This window comes from Pseudomonas anguilliseptica (assembly GCF_021375795.1).
Taxonomy (GTDB): domain Bacteria; phylum Pseudomonadota; class Gammaproteobacteria; order Pseudomonadales; family Pseudomonadaceae; genus Aquipseudomonas; species Aquipseudomonas anguilliseptica_A.
The window spans coordinates 993,868-1,018,953 of sequence record NZ_JAEIOI010000001.1 but is presented as its reverse complement, the minus strand read 5'-3'; the positions used below and the strand labels follow the sequence as shown (position 1 = coordinate 1,018,953).

Below are 25,086 nucleotides of genomic sequence, written 5' to 3'. Positions count from 1 at the left end.
AAAATAGCCGGCATTATCCTGCAATACCGACTTGTTGTCTTGGGGACACCACGTAATGGAATTTATTGTTAAAAGCGCACGCCCGGAAACACTGAAAACCGCCACTCTGGTTGTCCCTGTTGGCGAAGGCCGCACCCTTGGTACTACAGCCAAGGCTGTCGATGCCGCCTGCACTGGCGCCCTCAGCGCACTGCTCAAGCGCGGCGACCTGGCCGGCAAGCTCGGCCAGACCCTGTTAATACACAACCTGACCGGCCTCAAGGCCGAACGCCTGCTGCTGGTCGGCACCGGTAAAGACAGTGAACTGTCTGACCGCCAACTGCGCAAATTGATCACTGCTGTTTATGCCAGCCTGAAAAACCTCGCGGGCAGCGATGCAGTCCTGGCCCTCGACGTGCTGCAGGTCAAAGGCCGCGACGCCTACGGCAAAACCCGCCTGATGGTGGAAAGCCTGGCCGATGCTGGCTACTGCTTCGACCGTTTCAAGAGCCAGAAGGCCGAAGCCGGCGCGCTGAAAAAAATCACCCTGCTCACGGAAAAAGCCAACCTGGCCGATGCCGAGCGCGCCAGCACGCACGCCCAGGCGATTGCCAGCGGCATGGCCTTTACCAAAGACCTCGGTAACCTGCCGCCAAATCTTTGCCATCCCAGCTACCTGGCAGAAGAGGCCAAGACACTGGGCAAGGCTTACAAAAACCTGAAAGTCGACATCCTTGACGAGAAAAAACTCAAGGAACTCGGTGCAGGTGCGTTCCTCGCCGTGGCCCAAGGCAGCGATCAGCCGCCACGGATGATCGTCATGCACTACCAGGGCGGCAAAAAATCCGAGAAACCCTACGCCCTGGTCGGCAAAGGCATCACTTTCGACACCGGCGGCATCAGCATCAAGCCGGCAGCCGGCATGGATGAGATGAAGTACGACATGTGCGGCGCTGCCAGCGTATTCGGCACCCTCAAGGCCGTGCTAGAGCTGCAACTGCCAATCAACCTGGTGTGCCTGCTGGCCTGTGCCGAGAACATGCCGAGTGGCGGCGCGACTCGCCCCGGCGACATCGTCACCACCATGAGCGGGCAGACCGTGGAAATCCTCAACACCGACGCCGAGGGCCGTCTGGTGCTGTGCGACACCCTGACCTACGCCGAGCGCTTCAAGCCGCAAGCAGTCATCGACATCGCCACCCTCACTGGTGCCTGTATCGTCGCCCTGGGCAGCAATGTCTCCGGTCTGATGGGCAATAACGACGAACTGGTGCAGCAGATTCTCGGCGCCGGCCTGAGCGCCGACGACCGCGCCTGGCAGCTGCCGCTTTATGACGAATATCAGGAGCAACTGGATAGCCCGTTTGCCGACATCGCCAATATCGGCGGCCCGAAAGCCGGCACCATTACCGCGGGCTGCTTCCTCTCGCGCTTTGCCAAAAATTTCCATTGGGCGCACCTGGATATCGCCGGTACGGCTTGGATCAGCGGCGGTAAAGACAAAGGCGCAACCGGTCGTCCGGTGCCAATGCTGACCCAATACCTGCTGGATCGCGCCAAGGCCTGACCACCCTGTAGCCCGGACCGCATCCGGGCTACGCTTTTCCATACGCGGAATCGCAATGCCCCGAATTGAGTTTTACGTCCTTTCTTCCGCCATCCCGGGCGACCGTCTGCGTGCGGCCTGCCAGTTGGCGATGAAAGCCTGGCGCGCGGGTATGCCGGTTTTTTTGCGCGGCAGCGATGCAGCGCAGTGCAGCGAGGTGGATGAACTGCTGTGGCGCTTCAAAGCGGAAAGCTTTGTGCCGCACAGCCTCTACGAAGAAGACGCCCAAGCCCAAGTGGTCATTGGCCTGGATGAGGAACCTGCACGCGCGCAGGGCGTACTGATTAACCTGGGCAGCACGCTGTCACCACAAGTTGAGCACTTCAGCCGGGTGATTGAAATCGTCAACCAGGAACCCGATCTGCTGACCGCCTGCCGGGAGAATTTCCGCAGCTACCGGCAGCGCGGGTATGATCCCAAACGAGTCGAACTCTAGTTGCACACCATGGACACCCCAAAACCGCCGCAAAAACCCGCTCAATTGCTGAACGACCTGGAGTCGATCCGACAACTGCTGGGCGATGAAAACCTCGAACCGCCGCTGCTGATCGACACGCTCGACCCGGACAGCATCCCCCTGCTCTCGGAAATCGTCACGCCGCCGCCCGTGACCGCCGTGCCAGCGCCTGCGCCCAAGCCAGCGATTGCACAAACCCTGCGTGAAACCGTGAGCCAGAGCGTCAGCCGCGACAGCGAACTGAACCGCCTGGACAGCGAACTGCGCGCCGCCGCCCAGCTGATCCTGCAGGATGTGATCGACGACTTCGTGCCGCAGATCGAAGCCGAACTGAAGCGCCGCCTGGACGCCCGCCTAAGTCGCCTATTGCCACCGCGCCGGCCGTAAGTCAGCCACCGCGCGCCTACCCTTACGCCACACAGGTCTTCCCCGCTATACTTGCCGGCTTTTCCGTCTAGCCGTCATAAGGGTCCCGCCGCGCATGGACAAGACCTACCAGCCGCACGCCATCGAAACCGCCCTGTACCAGAACTGGGAGAAGAACAACTACTTCGCCCCGCAAGGTTCCGGCGAGCCCTACACCATCATGATCCCGCCGCCGAACGTCACCGGCAGCCTGCACATGGGCCATGGCTTCAACAACTCGATCATGGACTGCCTGATCCGCTTCCGTCGCATGCAGGGCCGCAACACCCTGTGGCAGCCGGGCACCGACCACGCGGGCATCGCCACGCAGATGGTGGTCGAGCGCCAGCTGGCTGCCGACGGCATCGGTCGTCACGACCTGGGCCGCGAGAAGTTCCTGGAGAAGGTCTGGGAGTGGAAGGAACAGTCCGGCGGCACCATCACCCGGCAGATCCGTCGCCTGGGCTCCTCGGTGGACTGGTCGCGCGAGCGCTTCACCATGGATGAAGGTCTCTCGGAAGCAGTGAAGGAAGCCTTTGTGCGCCTGCATCAGGACGGCCTGATCTACCGCGGCAAGCGTCTGGTCAACTGGGACACCAAGTTCCACACCGCCATCTCCGACCTCGAAGTGGAAAACCACGACGAGAAGGGCCACCTGTGGAACCTGCGCTACCCGCTGGCAGACGGCAAGAAGACCGCCGAGGGCCTGGACTACCTGATTGTCGCCACCACCCGCCCGGAAACCATGCTCGGCGACTCCGCCGTGGCCGTGCACCCGGAAGACGAGCGCTACAAGGCGCTGATCGGCAGCTACATCGAGCTGCCGCTGGTGGGCCGCCGTATCCCGATCATCGCCGACGACTACTGCGACCCCGAGTTCGGCACCGGCTGCGTGAAGATCACCCCGGCCCACGACTTCAACGACTATGAAGTCGGCAAGCGCCACAACCTGCCGCTGATCAACATCTTCGACAAGAACGCCGCCGTGCTGGCTCAGGCCCAAGTGTTCAATATCGACGGTAGCGTCAATGCCGAGATCGACGGCAGCCTGCCGGCCGAGTACGCCGGCCTCGACCGCTTCGTCGCCCGTAAGCAGATCGTTGCCGCTTTCGAAGCCGCCGGCCTACTGCAGAGCATCGACGACCACGCCCTGAAAGTGCCAAAGGGCGACCGCTCCGGCACCGTGATCGAGCCGTGGCTGACCGACCAGTGGTACGTCTCCACCAAGCCGCTGGCCGAGAAAGCCATCGCCGTGGTCGAGAGCGGCGAAATCCAGTTCGTGCCCAAGCAGTACGAGAACATGTACTTCAGCTGGATGCGCGATATCCAGGACTGGTGCATCAGCCGTCAGCTGTGGTGGGGCCACCGCATCCCGGCCTGGTACGACGACGCCGGCAACGTCTACGTCGGCCGCGACGAGGCGGAAGTGCGCGCCCAGCACAACCTGGGTGACATCGCCCTGCGCCAGGACGAAGACGTGCTGGACACCTGGTTCAGCTCCGGCCTGTGGACCTTCTCCACCCTCGGCTGGCCGCAGCAGACCGACTTCCTCAAGACCTTCCACCCGACCGACGTGCTGGTCACCGGCTTCGACATCATCTTCTTCTGGGTCGCCCGGATGATCATGCTGTCCACCCACCTGACCGGGCAGATCCCGTTCAAGACCGTGTACGTGCACGGCCTGGTGCGCGACGGCCAGGGCCAGAAGATGTCCAAATCCAAGGGCAACGTGCTCGACCCGCTGGACATCGTCGACGGCATCGACCTCGAAGCCCTGGTGGCCAAGCGCACCAGCGGCATGATGCAGCCCAAGCTGGCCGAGAAGATCGCCAAGCAGACCCGCGCCGAGTTCTCCGAAGGCATCGCCGCCTACGGCACCGACGCCCTGCGCTTCACCAACCTGGCGCTGGCCTCCACCGGTCGTGACATCAAGTTCGACATGGGCCGCGTCGAGGGTTACCGCAACTTCTGCAACAAGCTGTGGAACGCCGCCAACTTCGTCATCGAGAACACCGATGGTCAGGACACCGGCATCAATGGCGAAGCCGTGGACCTGTCGCCGGTGGACCGCTGGATCATCTCCGCCCTTCAGCGCTGCGAGCAGGACGTCACCCGCCACCTCGACGCCTTCCGCTTCGACATGGCTGCACAGGCCCTCTACGAGTTCATCTGGGACGAGTACTGCGCCTGGTACCTCGAACTGGTCAAGCCGGTGCTGTGGGACGAAAACGCGCCGATCGAGCGCCAGCGCGGCACCCGCCGCACCCTGGTGCGCGTGCTGGAAGTGATCCTGCGCCTGGCCCACCCGTTCATGCCCTTCATCACCGAAGAAATCTGGCAGCGCATCAAGCCCCAGGCTGGCGTCAGCGGCGACACCATCATGCTGCAGGCCTGGCCGGTGGCGAACGAGAGCCGCATCGACGCGAGCGCCGAAGGCGATATCGAGTGGGTCAAGCAGCTGATGCTCGGCGTGCGGCAGATCCGTGGCGAGATGAAGATCTCCATGGCCAAGCGCATCGACATCATCGTGCAGAACGCCAACGCCGAAGACCTGCGCCGCCTGGCCGACTTCGAGCCGCTGCTGAGCAAGCTGGCCAAGCTGGAATCGGTGCGCGTGCTGGCAGCCGGCGAAGAAGCGCCGATGTCCGCCACCGCCCTGGTCGGCGAGATGCAGGTACTGGTGCCGATGGCCGGGCTGATCGACAAGGACGCCGAACTGGCACGCCTGGACAAGGAAATCCAGCGCCTGCAGGGCGAAGTGCAGCGGGTCGGCGGCAAGCTGAGCAACGAAGGCTTCGTCGCCAAGGCGCCGGCCGAGGTGCTCGACAAGGAGCGCGCCAAGCTGGCCGAAGCCGAACAAGCTCTGAGCAAGATGGTTGAGCAGCGCGGCAAGATCGCCGCGCTCTAATCACCCCGCAACACCCGCAGCCCGCGCCCTTATCGGCGCGGGTTTCGTTTTTTCTGGGCTGGACGTTTCCGCCACAGATTCATTGATCGACCGGTACACCCATGACTGATGCACGCTCCCCTTCCCTGCTCGATGCCCTGCTGCCGATTGGCGTGCTGGTGCTGCTGTTGGGCCTTTCCGTTTACCTGTATGGCGACAGTTCCTCCAGCGGGCCGAACCAGATCGCGCTGATGAGCGCGGCCTTTGTCGCCGGCCTGGTCGGCCTGAATAATGGCCTGCAGTGGGCGCAGATCGAGGAAGGCATTCTTGCCGGCATCCATATGGCGATGAAGGCCAACCTGATTCTGCTGGCGGTCGGCGCGCTGATCGGCACCTGGATTCTGGCCGGCACCGTGCCGACCATGATCTGGCTCGGCCTCAAGCTGATTTCGGCGGAATACTTCTACGTCACCAGTTGCCTGATCTGCGCGCTCACTGCGCTGTCCATCGGCAGCTCCTGGACGGTGGCCGGCACCCTGGGCATCGGCCTGATGGGCGTAGCCGCCGGCCTGGGGCTGGACCCGGCGATCACCGCCGGGGCGATCATTTCCGGCGCTTACTTTGGCGACAAACTCTCGCCGCTGTCGGACACCACCAACCTGGCGCCCGCCGCAGCCGGGGCGGACCTGTTTGCGCATATACGTCTGATGCTGCGTACCACGGTGCCGGCCCTGCTGATCGCCCTGGTGCTGTTCTTTATCCTCGGCCAGCGTGCTGACGGCAGCCATGACACCGCGCGTATTGCCGAAGTGCTGACGGCACTGGAAGCGCAGTTCAGCCTGGGTTGGCACCTGCTGCTGCCGGTGGCGCTGCTGCTGTTTCTCGCGGTGCGTCAGTGGGCGGCCTTTCCAGCGGTGTTTGTGGCTGCTCTATTGGGCGGTGTGTTTGCCGTGGTCTTTCAGCCCGAGGTGATGGCGCGGTTGGCCGATCCGGCAGCCGGCAGCCTGGCGCCGCTGAAAACCGTGTGGACCGCGCTGTTCGCCGGTTATGAATCCAGCAGCGGCAATCCGGCACTGGACGGCCTGCTGTCCAAGGGCGGCATGGCCAGCATGCTCACCACCGTATGGCTGATCATCTGCGCCATGTGCTTTGGCGGTGTGCTGGAAAAACTCGGCCTGCTGCAACGTCTGCTGCAAAGTACACTGCACCTGGCAAAAAGCACCAGCAGCCTGATCGCCAGCACCATTGCCACCACCATTGGCACCAACATCATCACCGCCGACCAGTACATCGCCCTGGTACTGCCGGGCCGCATGTACCGCGCTGAGTACGAGAAACGCGGGCTGGCGCCGGTCAACCTGTCGCGCGCCCTGGAAGACGGCGGCACTCTGACTTCGGTGCTGGTGCCGTGGAACACCTGCGGCGCCTACATGGCCGCAACCCTCGGCGTGGCGACCCTGAGCTACCTGCCGTACTGCTTCTTCAACCTGCTGATGCCACTGCTGGCCATCACGCTGGCCTTTATCTTCCCGCCGCAGGCCATCATGCCTGCCCAGGCCGAACGCGACGACCTGTCGCAGGCCTGAGTCATAACCCGTCCGCGACTGCGTATCCCGCGCAGTCCGAGCACATCAGCGCTAACCAATCAGTCAGAAAACGTCTGCGCAAGTCGCAGACAGGCTCACTGACGCTAAATAGCCTCCCAATTTCCGAGCATTTCAGGCATCTTCGTCGACGCATCAAAAGCCTCCGGCACCTCTAATTCAATAAAAAAGCCCTGCAAATGGAATTCTGACCATGTATGCGTTGATGGTATTGATCTTTGTCCTCGGTTACCTGTGCATCGCCCTCGAACACCCGCTGAAAATTGATAAAGCCGCCTCGGCGATTCTGACTGCCGTCATTTGTTGGACCCTGCTGGTGCTGGGCGCGGACAGCATTCTGCCGCTGATCGGTGCCGCCACGCCCGGCGCCACGGGCAATGACCATCACGTCACCGAGGAACTGCGCCATCATCTGGGCGAAATTTCCGAGATCCTGTTCTTCCTGATGGGCGCCATGACCATCGTTGAACTGATCGACGCCCATGAAGGCTTCAAGGTCATCACCGACCGCATCCGCACCAACAAGCGCGTCACCCTGCTCTGGGTGGTGGCGCTGATCACCTTCTTCCTGTCGGCCGTGCTGGACAACCTGACCACCACCATCGTCATGGTTTCGCTGCTGCGCAAATTGGTGGCGGATCAGAAAGAGCGCTGGTTCTACGTCGGTATCGTGGTCATCGCCGCCAACGCCGGCGGCGCCTGGTCGCCGATTGGTGACGTCACCACCACCATGCTGTGGATCGGTAATCAGGTCACCACCAGCGGCATCATCGCCAACCTGTTTATCCCCAGCGTGGTCTGCCTGCTGGTACCGCTGCTGGTGCTGAGCATGACCATGAAGGGCGAGATCCAACGCCCTCTGCTCAGCGAATCGGACGAGGAACGCCGCGACCCGACCACTCCCTTCGAGCGCAATCTGGTGTTTGCCCTCGGCATCGGCGCCCTGATATTCGTGCCGATCTTCAAAACCGTGACCCACCTGCCGCCCTATATGGGCATCCTGTTCGGCCTGGGCGTGCTCTGGGTGGTTACCGAGGTGATTCACCGCGGCAAAAACGATGAAGACAAGCACCCGCTGTCTGTGGTTGGCGTGCTACGGCGCATCGACACCACCAGCGTGCTGTTCTTCCTCGGCATCCTGCTGGCGGTCTCCAGCCTGGCCACCGCTGGCCACCTGACCCAGGTTGCCGTCGCGCTGCGTGAAAGTCTGGGCAATGTGTATGCGATCAATATCGCCATCGGCCTGCTGTCATCGGTGGTCGATAACGTGCCGCTGGTAGCCGGTGCCATGAAGATGTACCCACTGGTTACTCCGGAGGCTCTGGCACTGGCCGGTGCCGACACCGCATGGCTGAGCAACTTCCAGGTCAACGGCACCTTCTGGGAAATGCTTGCTTACTGCGCAGGCACCGGCGGTAGCTGTTTGATCATCGGCTCCGCAGCAGGGGTGGCGGCGATGGGTATGGAGAAGATCAGCTTTATCTGGTACCTGAAGAAGATCAGCCTGCTGGCCTTCCTCGGTTATATCTCCGGTGCCGCGACCTATATCGCGATTGCCACCCTGAGCTGATCCTTCATCAGGCCGTGCGCCCCGCGCACGGCACCACGCCAGGTACCTGCCCATGGATGTCAGCAAAACCCGCAGCAGCTTCTACCGTCGCCTGTACGTGGCCTGGCTGATCGACAGCGGTACGGCCACCAACGTACCCGCCTTGATGGATGCCACCGGCATGCCCCGGCGCACCGCCCAGGACACCTTGAGCGCCCTGGCCGAGCTGGATATCGATTGCGCCTTTGCCCAACAAAGCGGCGAGCGCAATAACACCGGGCACTACGAGATTCGTGACTGGGGCGCAGTCAATCCGCAGTGGATTGCCGCCCACCTGACGCAGATAAAAACCGTACTCGGCTACCCCTGAACCGGCTGCCGGCGTTTTATCGCGGGCGAGGAGCAAGTGTGGGAAAATCCCGCGCCCCAAGTCCGCGATCCGCCAATCATGTCCCTGCCGCCCAAACGTCCCAGCCGTAAACCTGCCGCACCACGCCCCGCGTCCAGTAAACCTGCGGCCAACCAAGCCGATGCGAGCAAGGGCCAGTTGCACCCACGCAATCGCCATCAGGGCCGTTACGACTTTCCCGCGCTGATCAAGGCCAGCCCCGAGCTGGCAGCCTTTGTGATCATCAACCCCTATGGCAAGGAGAGCATCGACTTCGCCAACCCGGCGGCGGTCAAGGTGTTCAATCGCGCGCTGCTCAAGCAGTTCTATGGCATTACGCACTGGGATATTCCGGCGGATTATCTGTGCCCGCCGATCCCGGGCCGCGCCGACTATCTGCATTACCTGGCCGACCTGCTGGCCACCAGCAACGGTGGCGAGATCCCGCGCGGAGCCAAGGTGCGTGCGCTGGATATTGGTGTGGGGGCCAACTGCATCTACCCGCTGCTGGGTCACCGCGAATATGCCTGGCAGTTTCTCGGCTCGGACATTGCCGCCAGCGCCATTGCCTCGGCCAAGGCCATCGTGCAGTCCAACCCAGGCTTGAGCGAAGCCATTGAGCTGCGCCAGCAGCGCGACAGCGCGCATATCTTCCAGGGGTTGCTGCATGCCGATGAGCGTTTCGACCTGACCCTGTGCAATCCGCCCTTCCACGCCAGTGCGGAAGAAGCCAGCAGCGGCAGCAAACGCAAATGGCGCAACCTCGGCAAGCTCGACCCCAAGCGCAAACTGCCAGTGCTGAACTTTGGCGGCCAGGCCGCAGAGTTGTGGTGCAAGGGGGGTGAAGCGGCGTTTGTCAGCCAGCTCATCAAGGAAAGTGTCGCTGTCGGCCAGCAGGTACTGTGGTTCAGCAGCCTGATTTCCAAGGCCGGCAACCTGCCAGGGGTGTACAGCGCACTGAAAAAAGCCGGCGCGTTGCAGGTACAAACCGTGGAAATGGCGCAGGGCCAGAAGCAGAGCCGCTTTGTCGCCTGGACGTTCCAGACACCGGAACAGCAACAAAGCTGGCGCAAAGCCCGCTGGTCGTAGGCTGGCAACGCGATGACACGGCGAATGTAGGTTGGGTTGAGGAGCCACGCGACGAAGCCCAACAGGGTATGCCGCTACACGTTGGGCTTCGCTACGCTCAACGCCAACCTACCCACTGCACGCAAAACGTCATCACCTACCAGGGCAGCCAGCCACCCAACGCCAGCCATAGCCCGGCCACGCCCATGCTCAGCAAGGTGACCGGCACGCCACTGCGGGCAAAATCAACCAAACCCAGCGGCACGCCCTGCCGCCGCGCGCTTTCCGCAACGATCAGATTGACCACGCTGCCGATCAGCAACAGGTTGCCGGCCAGCGTCGACATGATTGCCAGCCCCACCAGCAAAGACTCGCTGGCCTCCGGCAATACGCCCAGCAGCAACATCACGTAGGGCACATTGCCGATCAAGTTGCCGGCCAGCAGCGACAGGCTTGCCAGGGTAATCACCCCATGTGGCAGCAAACCCAGCTCTGCCAACTGGCTGGCCGCAGCCGACACCTGCGGCAGGCCCATCGCCGCACCGGTCACCACAAACAGCCCGGCAAACAGCAGCAACAGGTTCCAGTCGACCTTCTGCACATAATCACGGCTATCGACCCGCCGCGAAATCATCACCAGCGCGGCAATCAACAGCGCGGAAATCTCCCGCGGCATGCTGGTGGAAAACAGCCCAAGCAGCACCAGGCTGGCCAACAGGGGCTTGAGGTAACTACGCACGCCGTAGATATGCTGCACCGGGGTTTCCGCCTGCACCGCCGGCTTGGCCGTGCCCCAACGCTTGCGCCATTGCAGCCAGATCACCGCGTAGGTGATGGCCAATGCGGCCAGCGCAGGCGGCCCGGCGATAAAGGTGTAAGACCAGAAGTCCAGGTCACCGGCCTGGCCGATCAGAATGTTCTGCGGGTTACCAATCAGGCTGGCGCTGGAGCCGGCGTTGCACGACAGCGCCAGGGCCAGGAGAAAGGGCCGCGGGTCGAGGCCACGGGCCAGCAGGCTGTGACACAACAGCGGGGTCAGGGCGAACGCGACAATGTCATTGACCAGCAGCGCCGACATCACCCCACCCAGCAGCACCACACCCAGCAGCAACAGCGCCGGCCGTTCGGCCGAATGCCCCAGACGCTGGTTGAGCCAGGCGTAAACGCCGGAAAAATCAAACTGCGCGCTAATCAGCATCAGCGCCAGCAACAGCAGCAGTGCTCCGGCATCCAGATGGCTGGCCGCCTCGGCTGGCATCTGCGCACCACTGACCAACAGCAACACCGCTGCGCAGCCGGCAATCCAGCTACGATCAATGCGCAAGCCACGGACGCCCCCTGCGGCCATGCCCAGGTAGGTCAATACAAACAGAATTGAAACGACCCAAACGGTCATGCGTCAGCCATCCCCTCATACCTGCACGATTGCGCTGCAGCACTCTAAAGGGGTCAGCGCCTGCGGGAAACCGCTGGCCCATAAAAAAGCAGGGAGTGCACAGCAGGCCGGCCAGCCGTTTTACGGGAGCCACTCAAACAACGTGACATACCGTTCTTCTACACACCGATCATCTGCAGCAACGAGCTCGGCGCACGGTTTGCTTGGGGTCAATCATGACCATGCGCAATAAAACCACACTAAATAACGTACAGAGTGTAGGGGGGTTGCAGCGCAGCAACTATCCTTATGCAACGATCAGGAAACTAGGCAACCAGCCCACAAGGGATGTTCCACCATCCTGCACAGTGGTATTACAGCCTGATGAAACGCGGCTATTGCCGGCGCATCCGTCACCGAGGGGTTTCAATGAAGTGGAAAAACCTGTTCGTCGCAGTGTGCCTGCTGCTGGGGCTACCCGCGCAGGCCAGCGAACAGCCGGAACTGAAGATCAGCGTCGGCGACTGGCCGCCCTACCTGGCAAGCAACCTGAAACACAACGGCGTGGTGGCCCACCTGATCAGTGACCTGCTGGCCGATGAGGGGTATCGCGTCAGCTTCCAGTTTCTGCCCTGGCCACGCGCCTATTCAGCGGCGGCGGCTGGGCGCTTCGATGCCACGGCCGTGTGGATGCACAAAGCCGAACGCGAGGCGGATTTCCTGTTCAGCGCGCCGCTGCTGGATGAACAGTTCGTGTTCTTCCACCTGAAAAGCCTGCCCTTCGACTGGCAGCAATTTGACGACCTCACCGGCATGACCCTCGGCGGCGGCCTGGAATACAGCTATGGCCCGCAGTTCGATGCCTTTCTCGCCGAGGGCAAGGTGAAGATCGAGCGCGTCTCCAGTGACCAGCAGAACTTCGAGAAACTACTCAAGGAACGGGTGGTGCTTTATCCGCAAGAGATGAACGTCGGTTATGCCGCGCTGCGCAGCTACTTCAGCCCGGCCGATCAGGCGCGTATTACCCATCACCCCAAGCCGCTGCTGGTCAACCGCAGCTACCTGATGTTGCCGAAAAGCCTGGAAGGCAGCCCGGCCCTACTCGAACGCTTTAATAAACGTCTGCAGCTCTATCGCGAGACGGGGCGCTACCAGCGCTATTTTGACGACCTGCAGCAGGGTTACTACCAACCAGAGCCGACCACCAACACCTCTGGCGCGAACTAGCGGCAATCTATATGGACAACCGATTCCTGCCCCCAGAGGTGATCATGTTCCCGATGTACCCGGCACCTGATACCCACCCAGCCACCGCAACCAGCGGCAACGGCCACAGTGCTCAAGGAAACCACGGATGATGCTTCGCCAGTGGCTTTACGGCCTCATGCTCAGCAGCCTGCTAATGCCCTTTAGCGCCGTAGCGGAAGACGGGGTAAGCGCGACGGAAATCCGCGTCGGCATGGTCAACGCCCAGAGCGGCCCCGCCGCCGACCTTGGCCTGGGCATGTATCACGGCGCCCTGGGCTATTTCCAACGGGTCAATGCCGCCGGCGGTGTGCACGGCCGCAAGCTGGTGTTGATCAGCAAGGATGATGGCTACGAGCCTGCCCGTACGGCCGTGCAAACCCGTTCGCTGGTAAAGGCCCATGAAGTGTTCGCCCTGCTTGGCTATGTCGGCACGCCTACGTCCAGAGCTGCCCTGCCGATTGCCCTGCAAGGCCAGGTGCCTTATCTGTTTCCCTTCACCGGCGCAGAGTTTTTACGCACCCCGGCCAAACCCGGGGTATTCAACATTCGCGCCTCCTATATCGAGGAAACCGAGCAGTTGGTCGAACACGCCGTCCAGGACCTCGGCATCCAACGCATCGCCCTCCTGATGCAGGACGACTCCTTCGGCGAAGCGGTCAAGGGCGGCCTGAGCGGGGCGCTGTTCAAACGCGGCTTGCAGATCGACGCGCAAGCGCGCATCCAGCGCAACTCGCAGGATGTGGCCGACGCCATCGACACGCTGCGCAGCACCCAGCCGCAGGCGGTGTTCTTTGTCGGCACTTACCGGCAACTGACGGCTGCAATCAAGCAGGCCAAGGCCGTCGGCCTGAACACGCGCTTCCTCACCGTGTCCTTTATCGGTACCGAAGGTTTTATCCGCGAAGCCGGCAGCGATGCCGATGGCGTCTACATCAGCCAGGTCGTCCCCTCGCCGCAGGACACCTCATTGGCCCTGGTGCAGGCCTATCGCACTGACGTAAACCCGCTGTACCTGGGCCATGCATCGCTGGAGGGATATATCGGCGCGATGGTCTTCGTTCAGGCCCTACGCGATGCGGGCACAGCGCCAACCCGCGAGAAATTTGTCGAAGCACTGGAGCACATCAACACCGACCTCGGCGGCTTCCAGGTGAGCTTCTCCCGCGCCGACCATCAGGGCTCTGAGGCGGTGTACCTGACGCGCGTCGAAAACGGTCAAGCGGTGACCCTGGACAAGATGCACGACTAGTCCGATGGGCTCGCCATCAAGGCTGTGGTCGAGCGAGGAATGCCTGCACCTGCTGCTGATAGGTCGGTGATTCACGCTGCTGTTCGATCTCATCCCAGAGCGCAGCCGCCTGCCCTGGGTTGCTGCCCACATAGCTGTTGGACAACATCAGGTAGTAGGCCTTGTCCTCCAGCGGTAACTCGATTTTCTCCAGTTTCGCGGCCAGGTCCGGGTTGGCCTGCAAGACAAAATCACCACGCAGGCTTTGCAGGGCGGCGGCCTCAATGCGTTTGTGGCTGAGCATGCGCAGCAGTGCCAGCGGGTCGCGGTTGGTTTCATCGACCTCGGCGCCCTGAGCGCGAATAAAGTCGACAATCGAAAAACCGCTCAACGAACCGATACGCCCTTGCAACTGACGAAACTCCTGACCATTCCAACTGACCGCACTGCCCTTGCGCCGGTACAGGGAATAGATCGAGGTGTGCAGGCGCTTGCGTTCATCCAGACGACCATCAGCGTCCAGCGGATAACGCCCCAGGCCCAGGCGCTCGGCCTTGAAACTGGCAGCAAAGGCACCGTCATAGGTACCTTGGGCCAGACCGGCCAGGCAACGTTTCCAGGGCACAGCGACAAAGGTGAATTGCCCGTGCAGGGCCTGCTCAACCAGACGCAGCAGCTGCAGGTTGAGCCCGCTGCCGTCCCCCATGACCCAGGGGTAGGAATCCTGATCCTCGTAACACAGGGTCAACACCGGGCCTTCGCGCGGAGCAGCCAGGACATTGAGCGCCAGACAACAGAACAGACCACACAACGACTTGATCAAAGGTAATGCTCCACGACTCACCCAGCGGCAGATCCATAACTGACAACGGTGCTAACAGCGCACACTGCCGTCCAGTATAGGTAAGCATTGCGCAATCGCCCCTGGCGCAGATCAATCGTCGGCAAGATTGGCGGCAAAGCGGCGGTCCAGCGTGCTGTAACCCATGCCCACGGACTTGTGCACCTTCAGCTGCACCGGGATACGCTCCTTGAGCGCAGCCACATGGCTGATCACACCAATCATCTTGCCGCTGGCGTTGAGGTTATCCAGCGCGTCGAGAGCAATCTCCAAGGTTTCGCCGTCCAGCGTGCCGAAGCCTTCATCGAGAAACAGCGAGTCGATGCTGGTCTTGTGGCTGACCAGATCGGACAGCGCCAGGGCCAGGGCCAGGCTGACCAGAAAGCTCTCGCCACCGGACAGGGTTTTGGTATCGCGCGCCGCATCGGCCTGCCAGGTGTCGAGTACTTCCAGCTCCAGCTCACCGCTGCTGCGCCACGCCAGCTGATAGCGGCCATGCAGGCGTTCGAGCTGCTGATTGGCCAGGTAGACCAGATGATCCAGGGTCAGGCCCTGGGCGAATTTGCGGTATTTGGCACCATCGGCCGAGCCGATCAGGCTGTTAAGTTGCTGCCATAGGTCGTACTCAGCCTGCTTGGCCTGGATCGCGGCAAACAGGCTTTGCTGGCCTTGCCTGCGCGCGTCGTCACCCTGCAGTTGGGCGCGGATTTCGCCCTGGCGCTCACTCAGGGTTTTCAGCTGGGCGTTGAGGGCGAGCAGCTGTTCATCCAACTGCGCCAGGCTGAAGTCGGTAGCCGGGCTGGCCTGCAGAGCCTCAAGCTGCTGCGCGGCGGCATTGACCAGGGCCTGGGCATCGCTCAGGGCTTTATCCAAGCGCTGACGCAACTGCTGCAAGGTGCTGCGCTGCGCCTCATCGAGCAGGGCAGCCAGATAACCCGCCTCATCGCTAAAGGGACTGACGCTTAGCGCGGCCATCCACTGCTGTTCGGCCTGTTGCACGCGCGCCTGCTCATCCTGCAAGCGGCTGGCCAGGGCCTGACGGCTACCGGCCAGTTGCTGCTGACGGCGCTGCGCCTCTTCCAGCTGAGCCTGCGCCTGCTGCAAAGCCGCCTGGGCATCGGCGGGCTTGGCCAGGGCCGATTGATCGGCCAAATCCAGCGCAATCCAGCGTTGTTGCCAAAGCTCCGCCTGCTGAATTGCACTCTGCAGGCCAGGCTCCAGTTCGCTGAGCTGGCGCTGTAAATCCAGGCTTTGTTGCTGATTGTGCTGCCAGCGCTGCCATTCTGTTTGGCGCTCGGCCAGCCAGGCGCTGGCGTCGTCCGGCAGCTGATAGCCGAAGCCGGCCAGGGCCTGGCTCAGCCCTTCACTGCGCTCACACGCAACGTCCTGCAGCTGCTGCAGACGTAACTGACCTTGCTGCACCTGCTCCTGACGCTGCTGCAGTTGCAGACGATTAAGCGCCTGCTGCTGTTCCAGATCACCGCACTGCTGTTGCAGAACCAAGCGCGCCTGCTGGCACTGCTCAAGGGTGGAATGAAGCTGTTGCAGTTGATCAAGTTGCTGCTGCAACTGCTGCAGTTCAGTGTGTTGTTGCGCCTGCTGTACAGCCAAGGCGGTGGCATCGGCCAGCGGGTTTTCCAGCTGCGCACTCAACACCTGCCAGCGTTCACCCTGCTCGGCCTGGGTCTGTTGGCCACGCTCAAACTGCTGCTGTTGCTGCTCCAGGCGCGCAGCGAGTTTTTCCAGCTCGCCGGCCAGTTGCTGACCTTGCTTGGCCAAGGTCTCCAGCTCGTTGCGTTTGCCGTGGAGCAGCGCCTTGGTCGCCGAGACATCCAGGGCCTGGTAGGCACTGATTGCCGGATGCGACGCGGAACCGCACAGCGGGCAAGCCTCGCCGGGTTGCAGCTGGGCGCGATGGGCTTCCAGGGCCTGGATGCGTTGCTCCTGCTCCAGCAGTTTTTCCTGGGCCTGCACTTGTTGCTGCAGGTCCTTGTAGCTCAGGCGCAACTGCGCCACTTCGCTGCCCTTGGCCTGATGCTGCTCGCGCAATAGTGTGATGGCGCTGGCCAGTTGCGTTTGCTCTGTATTCAGGCGCTGCTGAGCCGTTGCCAGTTCCCCCAGCTGAGCCAGTACACCACCCTGGATATACAGCTGCTGCCAGCGCTCACGTAGGGCCGCCTCGCTGCGCCCAACCAGAAGCTCATCGCGCTGCTGCTGCGCGGCGCTTTCCTGCTCGCGCGCCTGCTGCAAGCGATGCTGTTCGGCACCCAGTTGCTCAGTCTGCTGGCTCAGTTGCGTTTGCAGCACGGCGATGGTTTCTTGCAGCTGCTGTTGACTGAGTTGCAGCTCGGCGATGTCCCCAGCCAGTTGCTGCCGCGCCTTAAGCTGCTCGCCCCAGCTACCCAGTTGCTCACCCAGCCACCCATGCTGTGGCTGTGCAGCCAGTTGTTGCTGCACCTGCTGCAGGCGCTCGGCCAGCTGCTGGCGCTGCGCCTGACAGTCGGCAAGCAGCGCGGCGCTAAGTTCACGGGCCTGCCAGGTCTGTTCGGCAATCGTCTGCTCGACCTGGCGCTGCTCTGCGGCATTCTGCTGCAGCCCGTGCTCGGTCTGCGTCAGGCTGTGGCGGGCTTGTTGCCAATCATGGTGCAGCGGCTGCAAACGCAGGGCTGGCTCGCTGGCGGCCAGTTGCGCCAGCTGAGGCTGGGCTTGCTGTAAATCATCCTGCGCCACCTGCTCGGCCTGCTGACTAGTATGCAGCTGCGCCTGGGTCTTGCTCAGGTCCTCACACCAGCGGCGCTGGTGCTGCAACTCGGCCTGCTGGGTACCGAGGGCGGCCTCATCAATAGCCAGCTGTTCAGCTTGGGCTTGCAGTTCAGCACGCTGCTCTTCACTAAGCAGCTCGACGCCATCGGCCTTGGCCCGTAGCTGATCGAGAGCGACCTTGACCTCGCGGGTTTGCTCAAACACACGCTGGGAAATCTGCCCATAGATATCGGTGCCGGTCAGCTCTTCCAGCAGCTCGGCGCGCTGATTGGCATTGGCTTCAAGAAAGGCGGCAAACCCGCCCTGGGCCAGCAGCATGGATTTGGTAAAGCGCTCGAAGTCCAGGCCGGTGAGACGTTCGGTTTCACGCAGCTTCTCATTGATCTTGTCGGTGATGATCTGCCCATCGGCAGCCGCCAGCTCGACCTTGGGCGCTTGCAATTGACCGTCAGTCTTATCACGGGCGCGGCGCTGGCTCCAGAAGGCGCGATAGCCCACACCCTTGACCTCGAATTCGACCTCGGCCAGGCAGTCGGCGGTGTGCCGGCTCATCAGTTCATTGGCGCTGGCCGACACCGTGCTCATACGCGGTGTGCGGTGGTACAGCGCCAGGCAGATGGCATCGAGCAGCGTAGTTTTGCCTGCGCCGGTAGGCCCGGTGATGGCGAACAGGCCGTTGTCCTTGAACGGCTCGGCAGTGAAGTCGATCTTCCATTCGCCTTTTAGCGAATTAAGGTTTTTCAGGCGCAGGCTGAGGATCTTCATGCGTCGCCCTCACGCAACTCGCTGACCACTTGCTGATACAGCCCCAGTAGGCGCGCCTGTTCGCCTTCATCCAGACTTTCGCTGCTCAGCCGTTGAGCAAACACGTCTTCCACGCTCAGTTCATCCAGGGTTTCCCTGGCCTGGCCCTGCAGGCCGGCCACTGCATTGCCGCGTTCGCGGCGGATACGCAGCACCTCCACCGGCAGCCCTTCGCACAGCGCGGCGATACGCTGTTGCAAGTCGCTCAGGTAATCGTCGGTGCCGACCAGTACCTCCAACCAGACCGGCTGCTCGGCGCTGCCCTGTTCTGCTGCCTGTTTAATCTGCCCTTCCAGCTCTTTAAGCGAGCCGCGCAGCGACAGCAGCGGCTGAAAACGCGGCACTGGCAATGGCTGAATACTGCGCAAACCGCTGCTATCCAGCTCCACCAGCAATACCTCTTTCTGCTGTTTGGCTTCATCGAAACTCAGGGCAATCGGCGAGCCGCAGTAGCGGATATGCTCCAGGCCGCCAACCTTTTGCGGCCGGTGGATATGCCCCAGGGCGATATAGGCCGCCGGCGGAAAGGCGCTGGTGGGAAAAGCCTCCAGGCTGCCGACATAGATCTCACGCACCGAATCGCTAGCACTCGCGCCCACCGTGGTCAGATGCCCCGTGGCAATAATCGGCAGATCGCCGCCCAGTTCGGCGCACTTGGCCTCAGCCAGGGCATAGAGGTCCTGGTAGTGCTGCTGGATTGCCTGCTGCAGTGACTGTTGCTTGTCCTGCGCACTCTGCCCGGCCTGGCTGAGCAGCACATCGCGCGGGCGGATAAAGGGGATGCCGCAGAGAACCGCGCCCGGCGAGCCGTCACGTTGGTGCAGCACCAGCAACTGTTCATCCAACTGCTCACAGACGCCGGGAATCACCCGCGTACCTAGCTGGGCCAACAGCGTCTTGCTCTCGCCGAGCATGGCCACCGAATCATGATTACCACCCAGCACCACCAACTCGCAGCCGCTGGCACGCAGCTCAACGATAAAACGGTTGTACTGTTCGCGGGCATAGCTGGGCGGCGCGCCGGTGTCGAAGATATCGCCGGCAATTAGCACGGCATCCACCGCCTGCTCGCGTACCTGCTCGATCAGCCAGGCGCAGAAGGCCTGATGCTCGGCCTGGCGGGTCTTGCCCATAAAGTGCTGACCGAGGTGCCAGTCAGAGGTGTGCAGGATGCGCATGCTCAGAACACCCAATCCTTGACCACCATATGAGTCTTCACTTTCTGCATGCCGGGGAAGTTCTCGATCTCGCCGCGAATTTCGCTCAGACGCTGCATCGAGGCAGCCTCGATGACCACCAGCATATCGGTCTCACCGCTGATCCCGCTGCAACGGCGCACTTCCGGGAACACGCGCATCAGTTCGACATAGTGCTCGCAGCGTCCACCCTGATAGAACAGTTCCAGATAAGCCTTGATTGCCACCTCACCCGGCAACGCCACCTGGGCGTGATAGCCGCTGATTACGCCGCTGTGTTCCAGCTGACGAATGCGTTCGCTGACCGCCGAGCGCGACAGATTGACCTCGCGGGCAATCTGGCTGACGGGCAAACGCGCATCGGCGCGCAACAGGGCAAGTATCTGCTGATCGAACTTATCCACTCGAGACTCTCGGAAAAGGCAACTTGACGGCCAAATGCGCCAAATCGTCGGTCAATGCCGACGCTTAGCCAGCAGCCTGTAACAGGCGGGCGATTTAACATGGCGAACGAAGCCGCAGAGCATACAACATGAGTCGTCTAAATCAGGAATTGGGCCTGCTGCAAGGCATTGGCCTGCTGAGCACTTCACTGCTGGGCACCGGGATTTTCGTGATCCCTGCGCTGGCTGCCACGGCAGCCGGTGAGGCCTCGCTGTGGGCCTGGATGCTGCTGATCGCCCTGGTACTGCCGGTGGCTTTTACCTTTGCTCAACTGGGTCGCCGCTTTCCCCATGCCGGCGGCGCGCCGCATCTGATTGGCCGGGCATTTGGTGCGCGCATGGAGCGCCTGAGCGCATTGCTGTTTCTTGCCGTGCTGCCGGTGGGTTTACCGGCGGCGCTGAATATCGCCAACGGCTTCTGGCAGGCGCTGTTCGATCTCAGTCGTGGCCAGGCCCTGGCGATTCAACTGGCGACCCTGGCCGCCATGTTGCTGCTCGGCCAGCGCCCGGCCAAGGCCAGCGGGATGATTCAGGGCGTGATTGCCGTGGCGATTATCGCCACCATTGCGCTGATCTGGTGGGTCGGTGAGCTGCCCGTCAGCAGCCAGCCGCTGCTGCCTGAGATCAGTGGTTCCTGGCATCTGCTGCCGGCAGCGCTGGGGGTGATGTTCTGGTGTTTTGTCGGCATCGAGGCCTTTACCCATATGGGCGAAGAATTCAAAAACCCTGAACGCGACTTCCCGTTGGCCTTGCTATTTGGCGTGCTGCTGGCCGGCCTGGTGTACTGGGCCTGTTCGGTCGCCGTGCTAAGCCTGCATAGCTACGGCGATGTGCAGACCGATGCCGCATCCTTGCCACGCATGCTCGACCTGCTGCTGGGCGACCATGCGCGCTGGATCGCCGCGACGGTGGGCTACCTGGCCTGCTTTGCCTCGATGAACGTCTATATGCAGGGCTTTGCCCGACTGATCTGGAGCCTGGCCGACGAGGGCAAGTTGCCGACCAGCCTGGCCCAGCGCAACAGACACGGCGTCCCGGCCCGCGCACTGCTGCTGGTAATTCTGAGCTGCGCCTTGTGTGCCAGCCTGGCTCAGCTGCTCGACCTGACGGTGGACGACCTGATCCGCTACGCCAATGGCAACTTCGTGGTGATCTACCTGCTCAGCATGGCCGCCGGCGTGGTGCTGTTGCGCGGTATCTGGCGAGTGCTGGCGGGTTTTAGCGCACTGCTGTGCGGCCTGGTGCTGCTGATGCTGGGAATCGATGCTGGCTATGCCCTGGGCTTGCTGCTGGTACTTGGGTTGTTGGAGCGCTGGCGCGAGCAGCGCAGCACAGGCTTAACACACCAGAAGACCCAGGGCTTCTAGGATCAGCTTGACGATTTCGCGAGCTAGGGCCTGTTTTTAACGCCGCAGGCCGACGCGTAGCAGATCGCAAGCGGGCATTTAGCTGGCCAGTCATTGCGGCTATCCTCAGCTCAGGTAATGACAAGGACTGACCATGCGCCGCATTTTCCATGACCTGAAAATCCTCATCCTCACCAACCTGTGGATCGTGCCGGTGCTGGCCGGGCTGGTTGGCGCGCTGTTCTACTTCGCCGCCCCGCCACCGCCGATGCACGCACGCATGGCTACGGGCGCTGTAGGCGGTGGCTACCATGCGTTCGGCGAGCGCCTGCAAGCCGAGTTGGCCTTGCAGGGCTTCACCCTGGAGCTGATACAAAGCGCAGGTTCACAGGACAACCTGAGCAAACTCGACAGTGGCGAGGTGGAACTGGCCCTGGTGCAGAGCGGCCAGGAACTGACCCTGACGGATGAGCAACGCAACAAACTGGCTGGCCTGGGCGTGATGTACCGTGAGCCGCTGTGGCTGTTTCTCGGCAACAAGGTCAAGTTCGAGCGCCTGAGCGATCTGATGAAACTGCGCCTGGCCATCGGCGCCGCCAACAGCGGCACCCAGGCCGTGACGGCAGCCCTGTTTGCCGCCAACCGCATCGAACCGGCGCAGTATCCGCAAAGCTGGCAAGCATTGGGCGGCAGCAAGGCCGCCGATGCACTGATCGCCGGTGAACTGGACGCAGCCTTCTTCGTCGGCCCGGCGGAAAATGCCCTGATCCAGCGCCTAGCGGCCGAGTCCAAGGTGCAGCTGGTCAGCCTGCGCCGCACCGAAGCCTACCTGGCCCGCCTGCCCTACCTGAGCCGTTTGCAAGTCGGCGAAGGCATGCTCAACATGCAGCACAACACCCCGGACCGCGACATCGTCACCCTCGGCCCAGTCGCCACGCTGGTGGCCGGCGAGGAATTCCACCCATCACTCACCCCGCTGATTCTTGAAGCGGCGAAAACCGTGCTGAAAAATGGCAGCCTGCTCGACCCGGCCGGCAGCTATCCGGCCAAGCCGCCGCTGTCACTCAATACCCTGAGCGAAGCCGAGTACTACTACGATAAGGGCCTGCCCATCCTGCAGCGCTACTTGCCGTTCCGCATTGCCTCTCTGGCTGACCGCTACATCATCCTGGCCATTCCGCTGCTGGTACTGCTGTTCCCGCTGTTCAAGGCCATCGGCCCGATCTACCAATGGCGCATCCGCGCACGGATCTACCGCTGGTACAAACACCTGCGCGAAATCGATCAGCAGCTCTACAAAGGCAGCCTACCCAGCGACCTGGACGCCGAAATCGCTCGCCTAGAACGTCTGGAAGACGAACTGGCGCGGGTCGAGGTACCGCTGTCCTACTCCAGCGAGCTGTATGAGCTGCATATGCATCTGCGTTACATGATCGAACGGCTGATCGCATACAAGCGGCGCACGACGCTCGAACAGCAGGTCGGGTAACATGCGCGCTTTCCGTTTACGCACCACGAGGCCGCTATGCCGATCCGCCACTGCATCGTCCATCTGATCGACAAAAAGCCCGATGGCACCCCCGCTGTTTTGCATGCTCGCGACACCGAGCTGGCTGCATCGCAGGCCATCGAGAACATGCTCGCCGACCTCAACGAGAGCTATAACGCCAAGCAGGGCAAGGCCTGGGGGTTTTTCCATGAGGAATCCGGGGCGTACCCGTTCAGCGGCTGGCTCAAGCGTTACCTGGATAATGAGCAGGACTTCACTGCATTTAGCCGCCAGGCGGTCGAGCAACTGCAGAAGCTGATGGAGGAATCCAACCGGTCCACCGGCGGTCATGTGCTGTTTGCCCATTACCAGCAAGGCATGACCGATTACCTGGCCATCGCCCTGCTGCACCACAGCGAAGGCGTGGCAGTGAACGAGGCGCTGGATGTGACCGCCGCCAAGCACCTGGACTTGAACCAGCTGCACCTGGCGGCGCGCATCAACATCTCCGAGTGGCGCAACAACGCCCACTCCAAGCAATACATCTCTTTTATCAAAGGCAAGAACGGCAAAAAGGTCTCGGAATACTTCCGCGACTTTATCGGCTGCCAGGAAGGCGTCGACGGCCCCGGCGAAACCCGCACCCTGCTGAAAGCCTTCAGCGACTTCGTGGAAAGTGAAGACCTGCCGGAAGAACAAGCCCGCGAGAAGACCAAGACCTTGGTCAGCTATGCCGCAAACCAGGCCAAACAAGGCGAGCCCATCACCCTCGACGAGCTCTCCGGACTGATCGACGAAGAACGGCCCAAGGCCTTTTTTGATCACATCCGCAACAAGGACTACGGCATGGCCCCGGAGTTTCCGGCGGATAAACGCACCTTGAGCCAGTTCCAGCGTTTTACCGGGCGCGCCGAAGGTTTGTCGATCAGCTTCGAGGCACACCTGCTGGGCTCGAAAATCGAGTACGACGAAGGCACCGATACTCTGGTAATCCGCAACCTGCCGACGCAGCTCACCGATCAACTCAAGCGCCGCAAAGGCTGAGCCCGCCAACCGGCAAGGACTGCCTGTGAAAAAGATTGTTTTGCTGCTCAGCGCCCTGACGCTCTTCCAACACTGGGACACGGTGCAGCGCTGGTTTCAACCGCCGCTGGCTGAGCGACCAGGCGAAGTGGTGTTGTATGCCACGCAATGGTGCGGTTACTGCGCAAAAACCCGTGAGCAACTGGCGCAGGATCAGGTTGCCTACCGGGAAGTCGATATCGAGAAAGACCCCACCGGCCAGGCAACCTTCAAGGCGCTGGGTGGGCGCGGCGTGCCCCTACTGGATATCAAGGGCACGCTGATTCACGGTTACGATCCACAGGCGATGCGCGCCGCGTACTGAAACCCCGGCGCACAGTAGATCATAACCGGGTGCTTAAAGCGCCTTGATGGCAAACCCGAGTCGCGGGAAGTGCACATGCACCGTTCCCGCACGCGGATCTTCACGACGCAGGATGAGTTCTTCGCTGCCGCTGAACACCAGTTCACCCTCAACCGCATCCACACCGTAATCGATGGCTGAAATCGCCACCTGCTGACCAACGACAAAACCGTTGGGATCAGCCAACGCGGTATTCGGCAGAGCCGCTGGAGTGGCTTCACGGGCCACCTCGATGGCATCTGCAGCGCTCATTTCACTGAACGAGCCGTGACCGAAGTCCAGCACTCGCGCCAGCCAGGCAGCGACGTCCGGGTAGGCATCGACCAGCGGCGCAGTTACCGGGGTGCCGCGCAGGAACCACAATGGATGAGCCATGGCGATATCAGCCAGCGACGGCTCGCCAAACAGGAAATCACCCGGCTCGCGGGCCAGCTGTTGCTGCAGGCGCGTCATTAGCGTGGGCCACTGATGCTTGGCCACTTCCAGCGGGATACGTGTCGCAAGGCCGCCGTTGAACAGTGTCGAGCGGTCAGCGATAAAGGTCTTGAGAAACTCTGGCGGTAGTTTGCCAAAACGCGCCGCGATGGATTCCGGCTGGAACACCAAGCTCACCGCATGCAGGAAGACCTGGGAGTCGGCCCACTGGGCGAAGCAGGCAACGTTAAATTCCTGGCCTTCGGGGAACAGCGCCGGGGTGGCTTTTTCGGCTTCCAGGCGACGGGCGATCAGCGCGGTATCGCAGTAGATATCCGCGCCCACCTGCAGCACTGGCGTTTTGCGGTAGCCGCCAGTCAGGGCCGTCAAATCCGGCTTGGGCATGATCGGTGGGATCATCACCGAGCGCCAGGACAGCTGCTTGAAACCGAGCATCAGCCGCGCCTTCTCGGCAAAGGGCGAGGTCGGGTAATGGTGCAGGATCAACTCGTGCATGGCAGGCTCCGCAAGGGGTCAGGTAAACCAGCAGCTTAACCGCGCAGGCAGCAG

Annotated in this window: 20 protein-coding genes; 14 read left to right on the top strand and 6 right to left on the bottom strand. The window is 62.0% G+C overall.

Annotation, left to right across the window (positions count from 1 at the left end):
- The first annotated feature begins 55 nt into the window (after positions 1–55).
- The 8 genes from IOD17_RS04640 (at position 56) to rlmF (ending at position 9,964) form a co-directional block, all read left to right on the top strand.
- Positions 56–1,546, top strand: a complete 1,491-nt coding sequence (locus IOD17_RS04640) for a leucyl aminopeptidase (protein ID WP_233683915.1) — start codon at positions 56–58, stop codon at positions 1,544–1,546.
- A 55-nt stretch (positions 1,547–1,601) separates the two neighbouring features.
- Positions 1,602–2,021: a DNA polymerase III subunit chi gene (locus IOD17_RS04635; protein ID WP_233683914.1), complete on the top strand. Its 420-nt coding sequence runs from the start codon at positions 1,602–1,604 to the stop codon at positions 2,019–2,021.
- 9 nt (positions 2,022–2,030) lie between these two features.
- Positions 2,031–2,429, top strand: a complete 399-nt coding sequence (locus IOD17_RS04630; RefSeq protein ID WP_233683913.1) for a DNA polymerase III subunit chi — start codon at positions 2,031–2,033, stop codon at positions 2,427–2,429.
- Positions 2,430–2,523: 94 nt separating this feature from the next.
- Positions 2,524–5,355 (top strand): valine--tRNA ligase, encoded by a 2,832-nt coding sequence (locus tag IOD17_RS04625; RefSeq protein ID WP_233683912.1) that lies wholly within the window; start codon positions 2,524–2,526, stop codon positions 5,353–5,355.
- 101 nt (positions 5,356–5,456) lie between these two features.
- Positions 5,457–6,920 (top strand): Na+/H+ antiporter NhaC, encoded by a 1,464-nt coding sequence (nhaC, locus tag IOD17_RS04620; protein WP_233683911.1) that lies wholly within the window; start codon positions 5,457–5,459, stop codon positions 6,918–6,920.
- Positions 6,921–7,131: 211 nt separating this feature from the next.
- Positions 7,132–8,508 (top strand): sodium:proton antiporter NhaD, encoded by a 1,377-nt coding sequence (gene nhaD, locus IOD17_RS04615; RefSeq protein ID WP_233683910.1) that lies wholly within the window; start codon positions 7,132–7,134, stop codon positions 8,506–8,508.
- 52 nt (positions 8,509–8,560) lie between these two features.
- On the top strand, positions 8,561–8,857 hold the full coding sequence (locus IOD17_RS04610; protein ID WP_233683909.1) for a winged helix-turn-helix domain-containing protein: 297 nt from the start codon (positions 8,561–8,563) through the stop codon (positions 8,855–8,857).
- Positions 8,858–8,935: 78 nt separating this feature from the next.
- Entirely contained in the window at positions 8,936–9,964 is a 1,029-nt protein-coding gene (gene rlmF, locus IOD17_RS04605; RefSeq protein WP_233683908.1) for a 23S rRNA (adenine(1618)-N(6))-methyltransferase RlmF, read from the top strand.
- A 136-nt stretch (positions 9,965–10,100) separates the two neighbouring features.
- Here the strand turns inward: rlmF and IOD17_RS04600 are convergent, their stop codons facing one another.
- Positions 10,101–11,339, bottom strand: coding sequence for an SLC13 family permease (locus tag IOD17_RS04600; protein WP_233683907.1), 1,239 nt, complete (start codon positions 11,337–11,339; stop codon positions 10,101–10,103).
- A gap of 408 nt (positions 11,340–11,747) precedes the next feature.
- Here IOD17_RS04600 and IOD17_RS04595 point away from each other — a divergent pair, with 408 nt between their 5' ends.
- Entirely contained in the window at positions 11,748–12,545 is a 798-nt protein-coding gene (locus tag IOD17_RS04595; protein WP_233683906.1) for a substrate-binding periplasmic protein, read from the top strand.
- A gap of 127 nt (positions 12,546–12,672) precedes the next feature.
- Positions 12,673–13,815, top strand: coding sequence for an ABC transporter substrate-binding protein (locus tag IOD17_RS04590; RefSeq protein ID WP_233683905.1), 1,143 nt, complete (start codon positions 12,673–12,675; stop codon positions 13,813–13,815).
- Between the two features lie 16 nt (positions 13,816–13,831).
- Here IOD17_RS04590 and IOD17_RS04585 read toward each other — a convergent pair whose 3' ends face one another.
- The 4 genes from IOD17_RS04585 to IOD17_RS04570 all read right to left on the bottom strand — a co-directional run bounded on the left by IOD17_RS04585 (position 13,832) and on the right by IOD17_RS04570 (position 19,802).
- A complete protein-coding gene (locus IOD17_RS04585) occupies positions 13,832–14,617 on the bottom strand; it encodes a substrate-binding periplasmic protein (protein WP_233683904.1) in 786 nt (261 codons plus the stop codon).
- Between the two features lie 111 nt (positions 14,618–14,728).
- Positions 14,729–18,163 (bottom strand): AAA family ATPase, encoded by a 3,435-nt coding sequence (locus IOD17_RS04580; protein ID WP_233683903.1) that lies wholly within the window; start codon positions 18,161–18,163, stop codon positions 14,729–14,731.
- Positions 18,160–19,380, bottom strand: a complete 1,221-nt coding sequence (gene sbcD, locus IOD17_RS04575) for an exonuclease subunit SbcD (protein ID WP_233683902.1) — start codon at positions 19,378–19,380, stop codon at positions 18,160–18,162. The genes IOD17_RS04580 and sbcD overlap by 4 nt, the downstream gene beginning before the upstream one ends.
- Positions 19,381–19,382: 2 nt before the next feature.
- Positions 19,383–19,802: an Lrp/AsnC family transcriptional regulator gene (locus IOD17_RS04570; RefSeq protein ID WP_233683901.1), complete on the bottom strand. Its 420-nt coding sequence runs from the start codon at positions 19,800–19,802 to the stop codon at positions 19,383–19,385.
- A gap of 128 nt (positions 19,803–19,930) precedes the next feature.
- Between IOD17_RS04570 and yjeH the strand changes: the two genes are divergently transcribed.
- The 4 genes from yjeH (at position 19,931) to IOD17_RS04550 (ending at position 24,063) form a co-directional block, all read left to right on the top strand.
- Positions 19,931–21,208, top strand: a complete 1,278-nt coding sequence (gene yjeH / locus IOD17_RS04565) for an L-methionine/branched-chain amino acid transporter (RefSeq protein ID WP_233683900.1) — start codon at positions 19,931–19,933, stop codon at positions 21,206–21,208.
- Positions 21,209–21,341: 133 nt separating this feature from the next.
- Complete coding sequence (locus IOD17_RS04560; protein WP_233683899.1) at positions 21,342–22,676, top strand: TAXI family TRAP transporter solute-binding subunit; 1,335 nt, start codon at positions 21,342–21,344, stop codon at positions 22,674–22,676.
- 36 nt (positions 22,677–22,712) lie between these two features.
- Positions 22,713–23,720, top strand: a complete 1,008-nt coding sequence (yejK, locus tag IOD17_RS04555) for a nucleoid-associated protein YejK (RefSeq protein ID WP_233683898.1) — start codon at positions 22,713–22,715, stop codon at positions 23,718–23,720.
- Between the two features lie 25 nt (positions 23,721–23,745).
- Entirely contained in the window at positions 23,746–24,063 is a 318-nt protein-coding gene (locus IOD17_RS04550; protein WP_233683897.1) for a glutaredoxin family protein, read from the top strand.
- Between the two features lie 33 nt (positions 24,064–24,096).
- Here IOD17_RS04550 and IOD17_RS04545 read toward each other — a convergent pair whose 3' ends face one another.
- The gene (locus IOD17_RS04545) at positions 24,097–25,032 is read right to left on the bottom strand and encodes a glutathione S-transferase family protein (protein WP_233683896.1); all 936 of its coding nucleotides are present in this window, start codon (positions 25,030–25,032) and stop codon (positions 24,097–24,099) included.
- Positions 25,033–25,086 lie beyond the last annotated feature (54 nt).

Bases quoted from the DNA above. Each gene is read 5' to 3' on its own strand.
- IOD17_RS04640 (WP_233683915.1), top strand. From the start codon at position 56: ATGGAATTTATTGTTAAAAGCGCACGCCCGGAAACACTGAAAACCGCC.
- IOD17_RS04635 (WP_233683914.1), top strand. From the start codon at position 1,602: ATGCCCCGAATTGAGTTTTACGTCCTTTCTTCCGCCATCCCGGGCGAC.
- IOD17_RS04630 (WP_233683913.1), top strand. From the start codon at position 2,031: ATGGACACCCCAAAACCGCCGCAAAAACCCGCTCAATTGCTGAACGAC.
- IOD17_RS04625 (WP_233683912.1), top strand. From the start codon at position 2,524: ATGGACAAGACCTACCAGCCGCACGCCATCGAAACCGCCCTGTACCAG.
- nhaC (WP_233683911.1), top strand. From the start codon at position 5,457: ATGACTGATGCACGCTCCCCTTCCCTGCTCGATGCCCTGCTGCCGATT.
- nhaD (WP_233683910.1), top strand. From the start codon at position 7,132: ATGTATGCGTTGATGGTATTGATCTTTGTCCTCGGTTACCTGTGCATC.
- IOD17_RS04610 (WP_233683909.1), top strand. From the start codon at position 8,561: ATGGATGTCAGCAAAACCCGCAGCAGCTTCTACCGTCGCCTGTACGTG.
- rlmF (WP_233683908.1), top strand. From the start codon at position 8,936: ATGTCCCTGCCGCCCAAACGTCCCAGCCGTAAACCTGCCGCACCACGC.
- IOD17_RS04600 (WP_233683907.1), bottom strand. From the start codon at position 11,339: ATGACCGTTTGGGTCGTTTCAATTCTGTTTGTATTGACCTACCTGGGC.
- IOD17_RS04595 (WP_233683906.1), top strand. From the start codon at position 11,748: ATGAAGTGGAAAAACCTGTTCGTCGCAGTGTGCCTGCTGCTGGGGCTA.
- IOD17_RS04590 (WP_233683905.1), top strand. From the start codon at position 12,673: ATGATGCTTCGCCAGTGGCTTTACGGCCTCATGCTCAGCAGCCTGCTA.
- IOD17_RS04580 (WP_233683903.1), bottom strand. From the start codon at position 18,163: ATGAAGATCCTCAGCCTGCGCCTGAAAAACCTTAATTCGCTAAAAGGC.
- sbcD (WP_233683902.1), bottom strand. From the start codon at position 19,380: ATGCGCATCCTGCACACCTCTGACTGGCACCTCGGTCAGCACTTTATG.
- yjeH (WP_233683900.1), top strand. From the start codon at position 19,931: ATGAGTCGTCTAAATCAGGAATTGGGCCTGCTGCAAGGCATTGGCCTG.
- IOD17_RS04560 (WP_233683899.1), top strand. From the start codon at position 21,342: ATGCGCCGCATTTTCCATGACCTGAAAATCCTCATCCTCACCAACCTG.
- yejK (WP_233683898.1), top strand. From the start codon at position 22,713: ATGCCGATCCGCCACTGCATCGTCCATCTGATCGACAAAAAGCCCGAT.
- IOD17_RS04545 (WP_233683896.1), bottom strand. From the start codon at position 25,032: ATGCACGAGTTGATCCTGCACCATTACCCGACCTCGCCCTTTGCCGAG.